General features: G+C 42.3%; 19 protein-coding genes. 7 read left to right on the top strand and 12 right to left on the bottom strand.

Features of this window, described 5'->3' with window-relative positions:
• Positions 1-132: 132 nt before the first annotated feature.
• Positions 133-396 carry a type II toxin-antitoxin system Phd/YefM family antitoxin gene (locus tag HWQ36_RS24420; protein WP_292707416.1) on the bottom strand — a complete coding sequence of 88 codons (264 nt, stop codon included), beginning with the start codon at positions 394-396 and terminating at the stop codon, positions 133-135.
• 400 nt (positions 397-796) lie between these two features.
• Between HWQ36_RS24420 and HWQ36_RS24415 the strand changes: the two genes are divergently transcribed.
• Together HWQ36_RS24415 and HWQ36_RS24410 are read left to right on the top strand one after the other, a co-directional pair.
• Positions 797-1,090 carry a DUF433 domain-containing protein gene (locus HWQ36_RS24415; RefSeq protein WP_292707414.1) on the top strand — a complete coding sequence of 98 codons (294 nt, stop codon included), beginning with the start codon at positions 797-799 and terminating at the stop codon, positions 1,088-1,090.
• A complete protein-coding gene (locus tag HWQ36_RS24410; RefSeq protein ID WP_292707412.1) occupies positions 1,087-1,458 on the top strand; it encodes a DUF5615 family PIN-like protein in 372 nt (123 codons plus the stop codon). The genes HWQ36_RS24415 and HWQ36_RS24410 overlap by 4 nt, the downstream gene beginning before the upstream one ends.
• Positions 1,459-1,678: 220 nt before the next feature.
• On the opposite strand, the gene HWQ36_RS24405 is transcribed toward HWQ36_RS24410, so the two are convergent.
• Positions 1,679-2,008 (bottom strand): PIN domain-containing protein, encoded by a 330-nt coding sequence (locus tag HWQ36_RS24405; protein ID WP_292707410.1) that lies wholly within the window; start codon positions 2,006-2,008, stop codon positions 1,679-1,681.
• A gap of 77 nt (positions 2,009-2,085) precedes the next feature.
• Complete coding sequence (locus HWQ36_RS24400) at positions 2,086-2,346, bottom strand: DUF2281 domain-containing protein (protein WP_292707408.1); 261 nt, start codon at positions 2,344-2,346, stop codon at positions 2,086-2,088.
• Between HWQ36_RS24400 and HWQ36_RS24395 the strand changes: the two genes are divergently transcribed.
• Positions 2,345-2,506 (top strand): hypothetical protein, encoded by a 162-nt coding sequence (locus HWQ36_RS24395; RefSeq protein WP_292707406.1) that lies wholly within the window; start codon positions 2,345-2,347, stop codon positions 2,504-2,506. The two genes, HWQ36_RS24400 and HWQ36_RS24395, sit on opposite strands and share 2 nt — an antisense overlap.
• A 90-nt stretch (positions 2,507-2,596) precedes the next feature.
• Here the strand turns inward: HWQ36_RS24395 and typA are convergent, their stop codons facing one another.
• Positions 2,597-4,387: a translational GTPase TypA gene (typA, locus tag HWQ36_RS24390; RefSeq protein WP_292707404.1), complete on the bottom strand. Its 1,791-nt coding sequence runs from the start codon at positions 4,385-4,387 to the stop codon at positions 2,597-2,599.
• A gap of 534 nt (positions 4,388-4,921) precedes the next feature.
• Between typA and HWQ36_RS24385 the strand changes: the two genes are divergently transcribed.
• Complete coding sequence (locus HWQ36_RS24385; RefSeq protein WP_292707402.1) at positions 4,922-5,974, top strand: hemerythrin domain-containing protein; 1,053 nt, start codon at positions 4,922-4,924, stop codon at positions 5,972-5,974.
• An 81-nt stretch (positions 5,975-6,055) separates the two neighbouring features.
• Here HWQ36_RS24385 and HWQ36_RS24380 read toward each other — a convergent pair whose 3' ends face one another.
• The 7 genes from HWQ36_RS24380 to HWQ36_RS24350 all read right to left on the bottom strand — a co-directional run bounded on the left by HWQ36_RS24380 (position 6,056) and on the right by HWQ36_RS24350 (position 12,587).
• Complete coding sequence (locus HWQ36_RS24380; protein WP_292707400.1) at positions 6,056-7,240, bottom strand: M20 family metallopeptidase; 1,185 nt, start codon at positions 7,238-7,240, stop codon at positions 6,056-6,058.
• Positions 7,241-7,511: 271 nt separating this feature from the next.
• Positions 7,512-8,075 (bottom strand): pentapeptide repeat-containing protein, encoded by a 564-nt coding sequence (locus tag HWQ36_RS24375; protein ID WP_292707429.1) that lies wholly within the window; start codon positions 8,073-8,075, stop codon positions 7,512-7,514.
• 558 nt (positions 8,076-8,633) lie between these two features.
• A complete protein-coding gene (locus tag HWQ36_RS24370; RefSeq protein ID WP_292707398.1) occupies positions 8,634-10,394 on the bottom strand; it encodes a protein kinase in 1,761 nt (586 codons plus the stop codon).
• A 505-nt stretch (positions 10,395-10,899) separates the two neighbouring features.
• Positions 10,900-11,088, bottom strand: a complete 189-nt coding sequence (gene rpsU / locus HWQ36_RS24365) for a 30S ribosomal protein S21 (RefSeq protein WP_012407716.1) — start codon at positions 11,086-11,088, stop codon at positions 10,900-10,902.
• A 108-nt stretch (positions 11,089-11,196) separates the two neighbouring features.
• Positions 11,197-11,517 (bottom strand): RNA-binding protein, encoded by a 321-nt coding sequence (locus tag HWQ36_RS24360; RefSeq protein WP_012407715.1) that lies wholly within the window; start codon positions 11,515-11,517, stop codon positions 11,197-11,199.
• Positions 11,518-12,173: 656 nt separating this feature from the next.
• Complete coding sequence (locus HWQ36_RS24355) at positions 12,174-12,341, bottom strand: hypothetical protein (RefSeq protein WP_292707394.1); 168 nt, start codon at positions 12,339-12,341, stop codon at positions 12,174-12,176.
• 18 nt (positions 12,342-12,359) lie between these two features.
• Positions 12,360-12,587, bottom strand: coding sequence for a hypothetical protein (locus HWQ36_RS24350; protein ID WP_292707390.1), 228 nt, complete (start codon positions 12,585-12,587; stop codon positions 12,360-12,362).
• Between the two features lie 963 nt (positions 12,588-13,550).
• On the opposite strand from HWQ36_RS24350, the gene HWQ36_RS24345 reads away from it, so the two are divergent.
• Entirely contained in the window at positions 13,551-13,733 is a 183-nt protein-coding gene (locus HWQ36_RS24345; RefSeq protein ID WP_292707388.1) for a CsbD family protein, read from the top strand.
• A gap of 248 nt (positions 13,734-13,981) precedes the next feature.
• On the opposite strand, the gene HWQ36_RS24340 is transcribed toward HWQ36_RS24345, so the two are convergent.
• Positions 13,982-15,076: a hybrid sensor histidine kinase/response regulator gene (locus HWQ36_RS24340; protein ID WP_292707385.1), complete on the bottom strand. Its 1,095-nt coding sequence runs from the start codon at positions 15,074-15,076 to the stop codon at positions 13,982-13,984.
• Between the two features lie 600 nt (positions 15,077-15,676).
• Here HWQ36_RS24340 and HWQ36_RS24335 point away from each other — a divergent pair.
• Complete coding sequence (locus HWQ36_RS24335) at positions 15,677-16,396, top strand: response regulator transcription factor (RefSeq protein WP_114084785.1); 720 nt, start codon at positions 15,677-15,679, stop codon at positions 16,394-16,396.
• Between the two features lie 126 nt (positions 16,397-16,522).
• The gene (locus HWQ36_RS24330) at positions 16,523-18,211 is read left to right on the top strand and encodes an NAD(P)H-quinone oxidoreductase subunit 4 (protein ID WP_292707380.1); all 1,689 of its coding nucleotides are present in this window, start codon (positions 16,523-16,525) and stop codon (positions 18,209-18,211) included.
• The last annotated feature ends 23 nt before the right edge of the window (positions 18,212-18,234 follow it).

Genomic DNA, 18,234 nt, shown 5'->3' with positions numbered 1-18,234 from the left:
GTTTCTGTTTTGGCTGCGGCTCTCCCAAACTCAGACCCTCTGCCATAATCCCTCTGTCAATAGGGTTTGAGACGCGCTAACCCTGGAGGTGTTAACTGAATTTCAAATTCAATATTATCAGACTGTGGTATGTCAGAGTCCGAGTTTGAGTTTGGCATTATTCCAACTAATAGTTTCTCCCCTCTCTCCTTGAGCTATACTTTCTTGTAATTCTTGGGTAAATTCTTTATCAGATAAAATTGCCAGAGTTTCTAGTAAAGATTCGTATTTCTCAAAACTAATTGCAGCTATTACTGGTTTACCATGTTTGGTAATAATTATTGGATCTTCTTTTAAATCGTCTGGTAAATCTAGAAGTTGCTCTTGTGCTTCTGTAATTGTTAGGTATTTTAGCATATTCTAGTTGATTAATAATAATTAACTATCATTATATCACTTGCTTGAAAAACCAACCTAAACCTAGTCCGATTTTCTATAAAAATGTCCTTACACTCTTTCACAATTATTAGATGATAATTATTTACCTTAAATATATTAGTCTTATCTGAGTTTTTCTGAAATGAAAGAAGTACCAAGAGATGATGTCTACGATGATGCTCCCCCTACGCACCGTAAATTTTTGCTATGGTTTGGCGATCGCTTTCTGTAAGCATGTCTCCTGGCAGGGTTCAGCCAGGTCGCTTAAGCCGGTTGGTTTGGTTGCATCTATAATTTTGTTAGAGCCAGAACTGCTATGTATTATTAAACTCTAGAATAGACGTGGAAGATTCATTGATTCAGTTAGAGTGGAAAAAACATGGTAGCAATAGTTGATATTGGAACCCTAATTGTGAGGACACCTCAAGTTGCTGGAGGTCGCCCTTGCATTGCTGGTACGCGCATGACGGTTCAAAACATTGTGATGGATTCTCAAGCAGGCTTATCTCCTCAAGATATTGTCACAGAATATCCACACTTATCCTTAGCGCAAGTTTATGCGGCGCTTGCCTATTACTATGCTAATCAGGAGGCAATGGATAAAGAAATTGCTTTATATCAAGCAGAATGTAATGCGCTGGAAACGAAGTGGATGTCAGGTAATTTTGCATGAGTCAAATTCGCTTCTATTTAGATGAAGATGCTGGCAAGAAATCTTTATCTAATGGCTTACGCAATGCAGGGATTGATGTAATGACAACGGCTGAAGCAGATAGATTAGGATCATCTGATGATAGCCAATTAATCTGGGCAACGGAACAGAAACGTATTATTTATAGTTTCAATGTTGGTGATTTTTGTCGATTGCATAAAGCTTATCTCGAACAGCAACAAAAGCATTCAGGTATTGTACTTGCTGCCAAGCAGAGCTATGCAATTGGAGAACAGTTGCGAGGCTTGTTGAAGTTAGTAGAAAGTGTAGAAGCCGAGGATATGGCAAATCAATTAGTGTTTCTAAGAAAATATATTGAAAATTTTTAACCTGCGATCGCTTTGTGTGAAAATATGCAAAGGAGCGATGTCTACGACGGGCTATGCCTACGCACTCTAAATCTATGCTATGGTTTGGCGATCACTTTCTGTAAGAATCCCTGCTGACTAGCGATGTCTACAACGATGCTCCCCCTACGCGCAGGTCATTCAAACAGACATCCTGGCGTTGCGAAACCTCATCTGAATCGTGATTTGGTTACTCATTGCTTCAGACTGAAATAATTTCAAAGGTGTCTTGATGACAAATTCGATAAAACAAGAAATCAGAATCGAGGGTGAGAATTTGACGATACCCTGTCTTTTCAGCCGTCAAAACCAATGTAGCATCTGCTAAATCCATTGGGCGATTGCGGTATTGTTCCATCAACGCCAACAAACGGCTGTAATCACTTTCCTGAACCTCATAGACGGTCAACAGTTTATCTAAAAGAAGTTGCCCCAACTGTTTTTGCATTTGCCAGCCGCCACGATGCAGGGCAAGATACATAGCTTCTGTGAGGCATGACCACGTTGTGACGAGAGGCTTTGTCAAACGCATCACTGCAATTTTATAAGCATTGTGCTGAGGCTAAGTGGGATCAACTAAACATAATAAGACTCCTGCATCACACAGGATCATAGCTCTAGCCCTTGTTGCCGATATTTGTTGAGTAGGAGTTGCTGATAGTTGCTGACTGGTTCAGGTGGAGATACCTCTAAGGAATCCACAGCCTCAAACCATTGTGACCATTTTTCCACAAGCGTTTCATCAGGCTGACTGTCAGCATTTTTAACTTGATGTTTCTGGATCACAAAATCAATGAAATCGGTCACTTCTTGCAAGAGTGGTTCAGAAAGTTGCTGCAACTTTGCGATCGCAGTTTCACGAATAGTCATGGGAATAATCCTTTTTCAGTCCTCTTCATTGTTACTCAAAGATTTGACTAAATACACGGCTAGGGCGATCGCTTTCTGTAAGAATGCCTACTGGTTAGCGATCGCGCTTGGCTTGTGCCGTGATGAAATTAATGGGCGATCGGTTCATACTTTTAGTTAATTTTCTGCCTTAAAGTTTTATTTAAGTGAAAAATAAAAAGCCCGCTCATACGGGCTTTTTAAATCAATTAAAGTCGAGTTATTACTTTACTTACCGTTTTGCCAACTTCTTCGACATCTTCCGCAGACGAATTGATTGGGGTGTAACTTCCACCAATTCATCGGGGCCAATGTATTCCAAAGCCCGCTCTAGGCTCATATCTATTGGTGCTTGCAGTTGCACTAGTTCATCGCCACCAGCAGCGCGGTGGTTGGTTAACTGTTTGGTTTTACAGATATTCAATTCTAAATCTTGGGAACGATTGTGTTCGCCGACAATCATGCCTCTGTAAACCTTTGTGCCGGGAGTAATAAAGAATGCTCCTCTATCTTCGGCATTTCTCATGGCGTAGAAGGTAGAAACGCCTTCTTCAAAGGAGATTAAAACGCCTTTGTTACGGGCTTCAATGTCGCCACTGAGTTGACGGTAGTCTAAGAAGCTGTGGTTCATGATGCCTTCGCCACGAGTCATCCGCATGAATTCACCCCGGAAACCAATCAATCCACGGGCGGGTATGACAAACTCTAACTGGGTGCGATCGCCACTACCTGGTTGCATATCTTGCATTTCGCCTTTGCGTTGTCCCAGGCGTTCAATGCAGCTACCCACACCATCAGCAGGAATGTCTAATACCAAGAGTTCAAAAGGTTCGCAAGGTTGACCATTGATTTCGCGGTAAATTACCTGTGGCTGAGATACCTGAAACTCGAAGCCTTCCCGACGCATGGTTTCAATTAAGATACCCAGGTGTAACTCACCACGACCGGAAACTAGGAATTTATCGGGAGAATCGGTTTCTTCGACCCGCAAAGCCACGTTGGTTTCTAATTCGCGGAAAAGGCGATCGCGTATTTGTCTTGATGTCACCAATTTGCCTTCTTGACCAGCAAAGGGCGAATCATTCACCCAGAAGGCCATTTGCAAGGTTGGTTCATCCACTTTAATTAGTGGTAAAGCTTGCGGTTCATTGGGGTCAGTAATCGTTTCCCCAATATAAGCATCAGCGAAACCAGCCACCGCGACAATATAACCTGCGGTTGCTTCTTCCATGTCTACCCGCTTCAGTCCATCAAAGCCCATCAACTTAGTAATTTTACCCTTGACAATAGTGCCATCTTCTGTTACTAAAGCTGCTTGTTGTCCTGAGCGGATAGTACCGTTGTGAATTCTGCCAATCACAATCCGTCCCAGATATTCAGAATAATCTAGGGTTGTAACTTGCAATTGCAGAGGCTTATTGCTGTCACCGACTGGTGGTGGAACGTGTTGCAGAATCGCATTAAACAGGGGTTGCATATCTACCGATTCTGCTTCCAAGCTTTCCTTAGCAAAACCTGCCATACCGGAGGCAAACAGATAGGTAAAATCACACTGGTCTTCATCTGCTCCTAATTCCAAGAACAGATCCAAAACTTTATCTACAGCAACGTGGGGGTCAGTTTGTCCACGATCAATTTTGTTGATAATAACGATAGGGCGCAGCCCTTTTTCTAAAGCTTTTTTCAGAACAAAGCGGGTTTGGGGCATGGGGCCTTCATTGGCATCGACAATCAGAAGACATCCATCAACCATGCCGAGTACGCGTTCAACTTCGCCACCAAAGTCAGCGTGTCCAGGAGTGTCAACAATATTGATTAGTGTTTCTTTGTAGCGAACGGCTGTATTTTTAGACAGGATAGTGATACCCCGTTCCCGTTCTAGGGCGTTGGAGTCCATAACGCAATCCGGAACGTCTTCGCCTTCGCGGAAAATGCCGGATTGTTTGAGGAGTGCGTCAACCAGCGTGGTTTTGCCGTGGTCAACGTGGGCGATAATGGCGACGTTGCGAATTGGGAGCGTCATAGAAGCTTTTGGTGAACTCTAGAGGGGGTTTTTAGATTTACATTTGAATGCTAGGCTTTTTTAACAGAATTAGGTATGATTAGCAAAACTCTGTAAAGAACCTTTAATAATTCTAGCGTAATCGTCACAATTGCGGTGAGGTTTGTCAAGGCTGCGTTGCGATCGCCTGAGTACACATCACCGTAAGAGGGGTTCGGAAATATTGAGATGGTAGTTAGATTTACGCTGTGCTGTAGTAGATTGATTTTTAATAGTAAGAATGTACTATATTAATATATTTAAACTAGAATAGTAATTGTAAGCGATCACTAAAAATAGCTAAAATAGTTAACCAGCCTTTTATCAGTCTAGAGATAGAATACATATTTAAAATTATCTATCTAAAAGTATAAAAACAGAAAATGTAACGAAAAGTTTTGTTTCTCTACCCAGAGTTGTGAGAGCGATCGCTCAAAAGAAAGAGGGAATTCCCCTAACCTGTGTGTCAAGGTTATATCAGTAATAACTACGAACACTTTGCCGAGGATAACACCGATGGTAGCTACTTTAGATGATACGAAGCGTAATGCTATTGCTGTAAAATTGGCAAGTCTTAAAGCACTCCAACAGTTGGTCATCGAAAATGAGCAATCGCTTTTGAAAGAAGGACTTGATGCCGAAATTGCCGATCGCATCCGAAATTTCATTAAAGATGATGAAAAAAACCTTGGTATTCTAGAAACTGTAATTGGTCAGTATGGCATTCAGGCTGAACCCAAAAAAACTGTTACACAATTCATTGAAAAAGCCCGCGAATTGTTCAAAGGTTCTGAGTTGAGCCTGTATGAAAAAGTATCTCAGCATGAATTGCTGAAACATCAACTAGTAATGAGTGGCTTGATAGTTCACAAAGCTGCTCAAAAAGTTGGTGCTGATGTGTTGCTAGCGATCGCACCTTTAAATACCATTAACTTTGAGAACCGCGCTCACCAAGAACAACTCAAAGGTATTTTAGAAATTCTGGGCGTGCGCGAACTCACTGGACAAGATGCAGATCAAGGAATTTGGGCACGTGTTCAAGACGCTATGGCCGCAGTCAGTGGTGTAGTAGGTAGTGCTGTTACCCAAAGCAGCGACAAAAAGGATCTGAATATTCAAGATGCCATCCGCCTCGATCACAACAAGGTAAATACCCTGTTCACAGAATTGCTGCAAAGCAACAATCCCCAGAAGATCCAAGAGTACTTCGGTCAAATTTATAAGGATCTAACTGCTCACGCGGAAGCTGAAGAGGAAGTAGTCTATCCAAGAGTACGTCCTTTCTACGGTCAAGATAACACCCAAGAACTGTTTGATGAGCAAGCTCATGCAAAGCAGGCGTTAGAGGAAATTAAGACTCTTAGCCCATCTTCACCCCAATTTAAAGAGAAAGTCAAACAGCTGATGGATGCTCTTGGCGATCATATTCGTCAAGAAGAAAGCACAATGTTTGCTGCCATTCGCAACAACCTAAGCACTGAACAAAGTGAGCAACTGGCTACTGAATTCAAAGCTGCTAAGACCCGAATTCAGCAAAAGCTAGGTGTTGTTAAAGAAGCGAATCTATAGAATGTTTTCGGGCTTTCTATATCCGCTAAAAAAGTTTAGTTAAACAAAAACTCCCAGCACATAAGCGCTGGGAGTTTTTGTTTAAACATTTTGCTGACAGTATTTATAAGCGGCATAAGCCATAGTTACAACCCCGGTGATAATGGCAGATTCATCAACTTCAAATTGGGGATGGTGTAATGGGTGGTTAATGATTCTTTCTTTGTAGCCTACACCCAAGCGAAACATAGAACCAGGGGCGTGTTCCAAATACATAGAAAAATCTTCAGCACCAAGAGAAGGTTCAGGTAAAACTTGAACGCGATCGCTACTCCAAGCTTCTTCTGCGGCTGATTGTAACAATTGCGTTAGGGTATAATCATTCTGGACACTGGGTACACCCTGACGATAATTGACTTGATAGTTTGCTCCGTAGGTCTGGCAAACATTAGATACAATATTTTCAATCCAGTTAGGGAGATGGGCCCGAGTTTCGGGATGGAGCGATCGCACTGTTCCCAACAACTGTACTTTATCCGCAATTATATTTGGCGCTCTGCCACCATTAATTTTCCCGATACTCAATACTACAGGACGCAAAGGATTTTGTGTCCGGCTGATGGCTTGTTGCAATGCAGTAATGACTTGGCAAGCAATCCAAATTGCATCAATGGCCTCATGAGGACGCGCCCCATGTCCAGATTCTCCCATAATTATAATTTCTAAATCATCTGCGGCGGCTGTCAATGCCCCGTAACGCACGCCAATAGATCCTGCGGGTATAGAAGGAAAAACATGAATCCCTAATACAGCCGAGACATTTTCCATCGCCCCATCTTTCACCATCCAGCTTGCGCCTTGAGCAATTTCCTCAGCTGGTTGAAATAAAAACCGCACTTTTCCACCCAACTCCTCTGCCATTTGGGACAGCACCATTGCTGTTCCTAACCCCACCGTGGTATGGACATCGTGACCACAAGCGTGCATAACACCCTCTGCACGAGAGGCGTATTCTAAATTTGTCCCTTCTTGAATTGGCAAGGCATCCATATCGGTGCGAATTGCCAATAAACGGTCATTTTGACCAGTGCCTTGGAGTTCTCCAACTACGCCCGTTTTGCCAACTCCCTCTTGTACGTGTAGACCACTGGAAGACAAAACACCAGCTACGAAGGCTGCTGTTTGGTACTCCTGACCACTGAGTTCTGGGTGAGAGTGGATGTGGCGGCGAATTTCAATCAAGCGAGGCGCTAGTTTTGCTGCTAAATCTTTAATATGGGTAAGCATCGATTCAATTAATCTACAAGCTTTTTTCCCATGATAAAGAACTGTTAACAAACAAAATGCTTTTGCTATACAAGGTGAAGGAGGCAGGGGAGCAGGGAGCAGGGAGCAGGGAGAAGTTGCAGTTAGTTTTTCCCCTCTGCCCCTCTGCTCCTCTGCACCTCTGCCTCTTGTGCCCAATGCCCAATACTTCGACTTACCTCGGCTTCGCCCTTCGGCTACGCTCAGGACAGGCTCGGCACAAGTCGCTCAGTACAAGTGCCCAATACCCAGTTCACTTTGAATAACAGGTTGTGCCTGGAGTATTTTCGGGTTTGAACTCGTTACATTCTTTGGTCTTTTGACGCTCTAACGACCAGCCATAAGGCTTATCAGAGGTGACGACACCATTGGCCATAGTTGTTAGTCGGAAGTTAGCCCCCCGAAAATTGGTAAACTGCAATTTAGCATCTTTTAAGTTTGCTGCTTCCAAATTGGCGCTAATGAAACCGGCATAAGATAAGTCGGCGTTTTCTAGAGATGCTGATTTCAAATTTGCTCCGGTTAAGGAAGCACCGATGAGATTCGCCGAATTTAGAATCGCACCTTCTAAATTTGCACCGGTGAGATCGGCATTTGTGAGATTAGCTTGAGACAATGTAGCGCCGCTCAAGTCAGCCCCTCGCAAATTTGCTCCAGTCAGATTCAGTTTAGTTAGGTCAGCACCACTCAAATTACACCGGGGACAGGCATTTGCTGCCTTCAACTGATCTAAATCTAGTTGATTTAACGCCAGAGCTTGCTCTGCAAACCCAAAACAAGCTAATAGAGCGACGGTAGCAACAATCTTAAATTTCATATTTTTTACAGATATCCACAAAAATGACAGCTTACGCACATTGCCTACTGTCATACTTACATATACCGCTTCTCTAGGGAAGAACAGGGATGAAGCATTCATTAAGAAGCTGTAAAAATACTATAAATTCTAATGGTAAGACTACTCAAACTGAAATATAGGCTATACAATCGATTCGTAAGGAACTATACCGAACCTCTTATAGACTACCATATATGTGATCCCCCTAGCTCGATGAAAAATACGACTAGGGGGATCTTGTTTTTGGGCACTTGATTAATTCGTAATACCTCGACTTCGCTCGGCACAAGTTCGTAATTCGTAATTTTGGGGTCTAATCCCCCTTCATCTATAGGTTAATAAGGTCAGTTAAGGGAATTTATCTTTTGAGGCAGGCTATTTTTGAGGAAAAGGAGAAAAAAGCCTTATCCCAAGCGTATTAGTCTCTAGGCGGTCTTTGTTTCAGTCGCAGTCTAAATCCCTTTACATAACTGTCTTTAATTACGAATTACGAATTACGAACTTGTGCCGAGCGAAGTCGAGGTATTACGAATTATTTTAACGCCATCCTAAAAAGCGCAATCCAGGGACAATTAGGTAATAACTCACTCCTAACCAGAAGCTGATAAAGAAGCCTAGAGAACCAAAAAAAATCAGAGGTAACTGTAACTCTGACCAGGCTGGTTGACTAGTAAATTGGAAGATGGGTGGTGCTAACCTGAAAAGAATCAAAAATGCGTAGGCGATCGCACTACCAAAGGCAGCTAACACGGCGTACACTATGTGATGGCTGCGAAGACCTAAGCTCAAGGTGAGTAGGCAAGCTGCTACTAAAATCACTGCCACTAAGCCCTCGCCACTATCTTTTGGTGTGATTAATTGCAAAATGAACCAGCCAAAACCATAGCTAATCATGCCCATCAGCGATGCTACTAAAAAGCGCCGCCGTTGACCAAAACACCCGGATACTGTCAGTCCCCAAGCGGTTCCCCAGCCTGCGGCGATGAATACCAAAATATCCGCCCCAAAGACGGTTTGAGTATTTGGGACTAATTGGTTTAGCTGACTCGAAATAAATTCCACAATCCAACGCCCCAAGCTGGTGTGATATGCCAAAATAAAACCAGCGATCGCACCAAAACAAGCGCCAACATAAGCCAAAATCATCGCCCAAATCGTCGCCAAACAAGCTTGGAAAATTTTGATGATTGTCTGAGTGATAAAAATAACGGTTTTAGTTACAGCTTGGCTAAAGTTAGCTAAAACTTGTTCAATAGCTTGGATTAGCAGTGTAAATCTCTGGGAAACTTGCGTTGAGGCTTGCTTAACCTTGTCGCGTACTTGGGCAAATAATCCTGGTGGCGGTAATGGTTGAGAAATCTTTGCCAAGCGTTTTTGAATCATAGCTGCATTTGCTGGACGCGATCGCACATCCTCTTGCACCATTTCATCCAGTAAATCTGCTAGTTGCGGGTTGACATTCACCACAGTACGCCAGCGCAATTTCCCAGTTTGTTGATCTTCCAACTCTAGCGGGTATTTACCTGTTAGCAGTTCAATTACCGTTCGACCAAGGGCATAAAAATCGGCACTTGGCCCGACAATACTTCCACTTACTTGTTCTGGTGGACTATAACCAGAAGAAAATAATCGGGTGGAACTAGACTGAGAACGCAGCTTAGAGGGGCTAAATTGCTTTGCCCCACCAAAATCAATTAGTACCAGGCGATCGCCTTCTATTTGCCCTTGAGGTAGGCTGACAGTGGGCGAAGATGTACCCAGCATTAAATTAGAAGGTTTAATATCCCGGTGAATAATCTGACGTTTGTGTAATTCTTGTAAAATCTCTACAGCTTGGGCAAACCAGTTTACAACCAACTTCTCTGGACACCCTTGAGGAAACTTTTTTAATATCTCCTCTAAAGTCCGTCCATTGATTTTTTCCATTACCAGACAAGGTAGTTGGTGCTGCTTGGGGTTAAACAGTTGTACCTGAAAATACCCTTCGGTATCGACTGCGGGGACACCTGGATGCTGCAAACTAGATAAAACTGCCGCCTCTTGGGTAAATAATTCCAGTGCCTTTGGTGAATCTTCTACCAACACTTTCAGCACTTTCTCTGTTTGAGTTTTTTCATCCCAAACCGTGTAAATTTGAGCAAATCCTCCCGATCCTAATGGCTGAAGTGGAACATAGCGGTCTAACAACTCTAGCGGAGCGCCACAGCTGTTGCAAAATTTGTTGCCCCAAGGTTGGGGATAAGGACGTTGACAATCAGGATTTATGCAGTGAACCGCACTCTGAGTGATGTGGGACACAACCGCTACAATACAAAGGCTGAGTTGATTTTAGCGTTTCTTGAGGTTTCCTGATTTTTAAATAGGCAAAAGGAAAACCCTCATAGAATCTATGAGGGCATTCGTTTATATTTACAGCAGATTTCAACGAAGGTGAAGTACAAAAGCTAAATCTCAAAGCAAGGTATAAAACCTGTTTGACTAAGAATTTTAGATTTTAGATTTTAGATTTTAGATTTTAGATTTTAGATTATTTCGGTTCATGCCCCACCCGAAGTTAAGTGAAACAAATCCTCTCATCCCAAATTGAAAATCATAATGCCCCGTACCGCAAGTGGCGCGGGGTCAATCCAAAATCGCAAACTTGTACTGAGCGACTTGTGCCGAGCCTGTCCTGAGCGTAGCCGAAGGGCGAAGCCGAGGTAAGTCGAAGTATCTAAAATCCAAAATTGTTTGACTCCTGAATTCTGACCGGAGGCGGAGCGTCTCCGGCTCCGCTCCTGAATTCTGCTTTGTATGTCAGCCCTTAATTACGAAAACTTCTCTTACTCTGTCTGTGCTTGGCGACTTCTTTGCGCTTGCGTTTTTCTAAGGGTGTTTCAAAATGACGATGCTTTCTCATGTCTGGAAAAATTCCAGCCTTGGAAACTTCTCGCTTAAATCGTCGTAAGGCTGATTCAATGTGTTCATTGTCACCGACAATTACTTGGGTCATTACTTCTCCTACTAAGTTGACTTAATCAGGCGGGAACATTACAAAAAAAAGACAGACTGTTATTTGTCTGACCTTAAGACTATTGGTAAATTTTTTTTGTTTCCAAAGTTAGTAGCGTCCGCCGCGTCCGCCGCCACCGCCGTATCCTCCTCGGTTTCCACCAAAGGAACCTCTATCACCTCTATCTTCCTTGGGTTTAGCCTTATTTACTTTCAGGTCACGACCCATCCACTCTGCACCGTCGAGAGCTTCAATGGCAGCTGTTTCTTCCGCTTCAGTTCCCATTTCCACAAAAGCAAAGCCTCGCGGACGACCTGTTTCACGGTCAGTAGGTACTTGAACTCGCTTTACAGTACCATATTCTGCAAAAATACCACTTAAATCTTCTTGTGTAACGTCATAAGAGAGGTTACCTACGTAAATAGACATCGATTCGCTCCAAAATCATCACTGTGTAGAGATTTTAATTTCTCTGAGAAGTCTGTAAATACTAAAAGGAAAAGCCTTTCAATACTAAAATCAAAGACGTCACTGAATTAACTCTCCTAAATCTAGGATGACATAGGAGCCATCTCTCTGCATCCAGTAGATAGTTAACCAGCGATCCGATCGCGTAAATGCGATCGCCTGCCCCAGCTACCCTAAGTACAGCCCAACCCAAAAAAGGGTTGGAAATGGAAGAAGATAAATTCTGTAGGGTGATAAAGGAAATCAGACATACAGGGGCACATCTTTAGAATATCCGAATTGAATGTTTGACTGCATTAACCATGAAGTATTACTTCAAAATTTTAATACGAAAGCCAAAGTCAGGCAACAAATTTGAAGGAGGCAGGGGGCAGGGGGCAGGAGGCAGGAGGCAGGAGGCAGGGGGCAGGGGGCAGGAGGCAGGAGGCAGGGGGCAGGAGGCAGGGGGCAGGAGGCAGGAGCAAATTATCATTCGGGGATTCGACCCCTGATGATTTGGCAGCCCTGAGTCTTCTCCCTTGGCGCTAGCCTCTCCTTTTGGGAAAAAGGGAGACAAAACGTAGCTTTGACGGTATGGGGTTCTTCGGGTTTAATCCCTGATCGAAAAACTCTTGCGCTTAAGCATTAGCAGTAGAAACTGGATGGTGAATTGTCCCAAGTCCAGATATTAAAGTATAGGGCTGTCGTGCTTGAGCGTAGACGCGAAGCGGCTTGTCGTCAGACATCGCAGCATTAGGAGCGACTAAAGAGAGTATAAGCACCCAAACTATAAATAAGTACTTCATTGTCTATCTTATTTTTCTTCAAGCTCTTTTTTTCTTAATATTCAAAAGCCACAGTTTTTCTAATGAAGCAATTTGTTTCCTGAGAACAGCAGCCCGCTGTTTCTTATAGATATTAAATCCTACAAGTACAACCATTGGAATCAAAATAGAAAATCCGATTAAAATGTTAACAGATACATCAGTTTGCATCCTAGAATCTACATATTGGGAGTTAGGAGTTGGTTGAGTAGTAAAATTTGATTGCATAAATACCTTGATAAATAGAAATAAACGTAAATACTTGTTCCTGCTGTCTTTGGTGAGAAATTAGTCACAAGTTTTACTAATGCGGCATGGCGGAAACAACTATCCAGTTTAAAAAGGTAACAAAAGCTTAATTTACAAGCTTTCTTCCTGCTGTCTCTTTGAAGTTCCGTACCCTGCGGAAAGCCGCAGAAAAATCTACAGACTTTTCTCTGCTTTCTTGCACTAGTACAGTTCGGCGGAAATAAACAGACCATTTGAAATGTCTAAAACCCTTACGCAACGGTAATTACGAATTACGAATTACGAATTACGAATTACGCGAAGCGGTACTAGCTAAACTACTCTTCAGTTAAAACTTGAAAAATTATGTTTCTTTCTGCCTAAGATTTGTGACAACCCACTTTTTCTGAAACTAAGAATATTAGAAGATTTTCTTACATCTCAACTATTTTGTTGTGCCAAATGTTTCTAACTGCGGCTTAAGTAATCACTCTTTAAAGTATAATACACTACTCACCGTGCAACAGTGTTGGGAACTCAAGTTGCGATTCATCACATTCTGAGTATTTCTTAACCGCTAATTTAGGCTAGTACCGCAGGGCGTAATTCGTAATTCGTAATTCGTAATTGCTGTACCGTAAGGGTTTCATAGATTTGGAATGGGTGGTTTATTTACGCCGCGCTGTACTAGGTATTTGCTACCTTATCTAGCTAAGGTAGCAAATGATTTTCTCTCAAGATAGAACAATAGAATAAATCCTTTCTATCTTTTGGATATTATTTGAATTCTTAAAGATGAATTTAACCTTTAAATAACTATGTACAATGGACACAAATATTTTTAATAAAAACATCGTTAGATAGAAGAATTAAAATTTGTCGAAAAGTAATCTATAGACATTGCAACGCTTTCCTGGCAAGCAACAACTAATCACTAGCTGACATAACTTAGGAACAAAGTATATGAGTATCGAAGATAGAGCAAAGGCTTTTGCAAAGAACGTCGAAGGAAAAGTACAAGAAGCGGTTGGTGAAGTAACTGGCGATCCTAAAGATAAAGCTGAAGGTAAAGCTAAACAAGCTGAAGCCCAAGTTCGTCACACTGCCGAAAATATCAAAGATGAAGTAAAAAAGACTTTAGAATAGGCTGAACTTTATTTAGGAAGAATACTATTCGGTTAAGGCAAGAGACGCGATGAATCGCCGTCAAGACGAAAGACCGATTATTGTAGAGACGGCAATTCATCGCGTTTTTGTGATGATTTATAGCGCCTTTGCGATCTAAATAAAATTTTCATCAAAAAAACCTTAACAGAACCGTATTGCCTCCCATGTTTTAGTGTTCACGGATTTTGTCTGTGAACACTATTTTTGGTTGCAAAACATCCTCACTTTTAATTTTCGGCTGCTACAGGTAGACGGATAGTAAATGTACTACCATCCCCAGGCTCAGATGTCACACCAATTGTGCCTTGATGTGCTTCGATAATACAGCGAGATAGATATAGTCCTAAACCACTACCAGAACGCTGGTGTTTGCCTTGGCGAAATCGCTCAAATAATATTGCCTGGTCTTGTTTAGAAATTCCCGGCCCTGTATCTTGGATATCAATAGTCACATCGGCTGGAGTGAGATGGCAGTGAATATCTACAGAACCTTTGTCTGTAAATTTGATAGCATTGCCGATAATATTTGTTAAAACTCGCCGCAGTTCTAAGCGATCGCCCATGATGGTGCTTGCAGTTTCACCTTTATCAATATTTACAGCTAATCCTTTTTCTTCAGCTAAGGGAGTTAATTCTTGGGTAACTTCACCAACTAGTTCTTGAATATTGCAGGGAGAAATTTTTAAGGTTTTACATCCCGCCTCATGACGATAAACTTCTAGCAAGGTATTTACCATTTCCAGCAGGTCTTGATTACTGCCAATCATGGTATCAATGATTTCTTGCAATTGTGGCGAAACTTCGCAAAACCTGCCTTCCAGCAATAATTTTAAGACACGGTTGGAGGCTACTAGCGGTATACGTAAATCGTGAGTAAAACGCGAGACAAAATCTGCCCGCAGGTTAGCCATCTGATCTCGTTCGTCGATGCTATGTTTGAGGCGCAAGAGCGATCGCACTCGTGCATGTAGTTCATCAGGATCGAATGGTTTACGAATAAAGTCATCTGCACCAGCATCGAGTCCTTCCACAACGCTAGACTCATAGTGAGCCGTTAGCAGCAGAATAGGGATAAATGGCAACGCCGGGTTCTGTCGGATGCGTCGAGTAAATTCATAGCCATCTATCTCCGGCATCATCACATCTAAGAGAATTATGTCTGGTGGTGACTCCTCAGCCATAGCCAGAGCAATTTTGCTATCTTCCACCAAACTAATTTCATAGTCCTCATCTTCTAGGACTGCTTCTAAGACCAGTAAATTGTCAAAAACATCATCGACAACGAGAATTTTATCTTTTTTGACACTTTTAGTTAAAGACATGGCTGAATAAAAAAAAGAAGTGCTTGGCTATCCCTAGCAAATCTAGTAATAGCTTACTTTACCAGCGCTGAGATTATTAAGGATTCACATTTTCCTTTAAAGTTTCCTGAATTAAGTATCTTGTTTTATACGTGAAAATACTGCTATTTGGTAAAAATTAGTATTAATTATTTTGGTAACATTATTCTCTACCAAGTATATTATCCGTTTACTTATCCAAGCAATATCTGTGTCTGGGTCTTAGGTTAAGGTCGCTTAATCCATTGTATGTACGTCATTATAGCCACTGCAAGGGTGATTATTTAATAGATAACCGACTCCTGCTTGCTAGCGGATTTTCAATGAAAAATTGTTTAGCATAAAACATCTACCATCAGGTGAATGTATAAAAATGTTTTTTGATTGAATTATATTGTCATATCGGAACTCTTGCCTGAGAAAAACCTACAAGATAAGGTTATTTATGTCTAATGGTAGATGAAGTTCAGGAAACAATACCGATTACATTGCTTTTTGTATAAGATACCGAATAGAAGAACGAGATTATTTTAATCTGTACTTTAGTCTGTACTTTAGATAGATAACAGTAAAAAAGCAAGTATGAGTGAAATCAAGATCCTTGTAATTGAAGATCACAACCTGACGAGAATCGGCTTAAGGTCTGCCTTACAAACCCAGCCAGAGTTTAACATTGTTGGTGAAGCAGCCAATGCAGCCGACGGCATTAAGCTTCTGAAAACTCTCAAGCCTGATGTTGCCACTATTGACATCGGTTTGCCTGACATGGATGGTATTGAGCTAACACGTACATTTAGGCAATATCAAGCGGAGAATGAAGACTACACCACAAAACTGCTAATTTTAACCATGCAGAATAGCGAGCAGGCAGTTTTAGCAGCTTTTGCCGCAGGTGCAGATTCTTATTGCATGAAGGATATCGAAACTGAGAAACTAGTTGAGGCTGTGCAAACGACTTATGCAGGTAGCTCATGGATCGATCCTGCGATCGCAGACCTTGTACTACAACAAATACGTCAAGATTTCCCCGATGGGAGCAGAGGCGCATCGGGAAAAAGAGTCTTGATTGAAGGTATTGACCCAGATGTTGAGAAAAGTATAGTCAGCTATCCTTTAACTCACCGAGAGATGGATGTCTTAGAGTTGATTGTCGCTGGGTGTGACAATGCAGAAATTGCTAAAAGGCTCTATTTAACAGTCGGAACAGTAAAAACTCATGTTCGAGGTATTCTCAATAAGCTTTGCGTCGCTGACCGAACACAGGCTGCTGTTCGGGCTTTGCGGGCTGGGTTAGTACCGTAAATATGCTGATTAAAAATTATTTTCCGGTCAAAGCAATTACCTGGTACAAAGATTTATGAAGAAATTGTTACACACTTTAGTAAAATGACATAATTGACGAACAAATAAGTATTTTTCCTCATATACATGATAGCGGATCAATTTCCCTGGCTTACCGCGATTGTCTTGCTGCCACTCGTTGCTTCCCTGTTTATCCCTGTGCTGCCTGATAAAGATGGTAAGCGTGTTCGATGGTATGCACTGGGTATAGGTATTGCAGACTTTGCCTTGATGTGCTACGCCTTTTGGAAGCATTACGATGCCAGCAGTGCTAGTTTTCAACTTGTAGAGAATTATGCCTGGGTGCCTCAGTTAGGCTTGAACTGGGCAGTATCAGTTGATGGACTTTCAGTGCCACTTGTGCTTCTAGCCGGATTTGTCACCACACTCTCGATGTTTTCGGCTTGGCAAGTCGATCACCGCCCCCGCCTCTTCTATTTTTTAATGCTGGTGCTGTATTCTGCACAGGTAGGGGTGTTCGTTGCCAAAGACTTGCTGCTATTTTTCATTATGTGGGAAGTAGAACTGATTCCCGTCTACCTACTAGTCTGCATTTGGGGTGGGCAAAGACGGCGTTATGCGGCTACGAAATTTTTGTTGTATACCGCAGCCGCTTCTATATTTATTTTAGTAGCAGCCTTGGCAATGGGGTTATACGGCGGCGGTGATATGACATTTGACATAACTGCCCTCGCAAATAAGGAATATCCCCTTGGTCTACAACTGCTACTTTATGCAGGGTTATTGATTGCATTTGGTGTTAAGCTTGCTGTTTTCCCGATGCATACCTGGTTGCCTGATGCCCACGGCGAAGCATCCTCTCCTGTATCGATGATTTTGGCTGGTGTGTTGCTAAAAATGGGTGGATATGGACTAATTCGCCTGAATCTTGAGCTACTCCCCGATGCACACATTTACTTTGCGCCGGTTCTAGCCATTCTGGGTGTTGTCAACATTATCTATGGTGCATTAAACTCCTTTGCTCAGACGAATATGAAGCGGCGTTTAGCTTATTCGTCGATTTCCCACATGGGGTTTGTACTGCTTGGTATTGCCTCATTCACTGATTTGGGAATCAACGGCGCGATGTTGCAAATGATTTCGCATGGTTTGATTGCCTCAGTGCTGTTCTTCTTGGCTGGAGTTACTTACGATCGCACCCACACAATGATCATGAAAGATATGGGCGGTATTGGTCAAGCCATGCCCAAAGTCTTTGCCCTGTTCACCATCGCAGCAATGGCATCTCTAGCACTTCCCGGTATGAGCGGCTTTGCTGGCGAACTATCGGTATTTGTTGGGATGACAAGCAGTGACGTTTACAGTTCAACTTTCTGCACTGTCACGGTTTTTCTCGCCGCAGTTGGAGTTATCCTCACACCTATTTATTTACTTTCCATGCTGCGAGAGGTATTTTATGGTCAGGGTGCAGCGCTGATCTGCGACATTAATAATGCAGGCTTGGAAAATCAAGAAGATGAGGGAACAGTTTGTTTTGGTACAGATTGCTTCGTGCCAGAAGATGCAGTCTATGACGATGCTAGACCTCGTGAAGTGTTTATCGCTGCCTGTTTTCTGCTGATGATTATTGGTATTGGTTTCTATCCCAAGATGGCGATGCAGATGTACGACGTGAAAACTGTGGCAGTAAATGCTAATCTTCGCCAGTCTTATACCATAGTCTCACAAACAAATCCTCAGATTTATGCTAAGGGTTTCTTGGTTCCGCAAATTTCCGAGGTTGAGGTAGCGCCCGTTTTGGGAACTTTGAAGTAAGCTTTTTGACCAATAGACTTGTC

The sequence above is a fragment of the Nostoc sp. NMS2 genome (genome assembly GCF_017115105.1).
GTDB lineage: Bacteria > Cyanobacteriota > Cyanobacteriia > Cyanobacteriales > Nostocaceae > Nostoc.
Note: the sequence above shows the minus strand (reverse complement) of the source record. Positions and strands in the feature narration are given on the sequence as shown.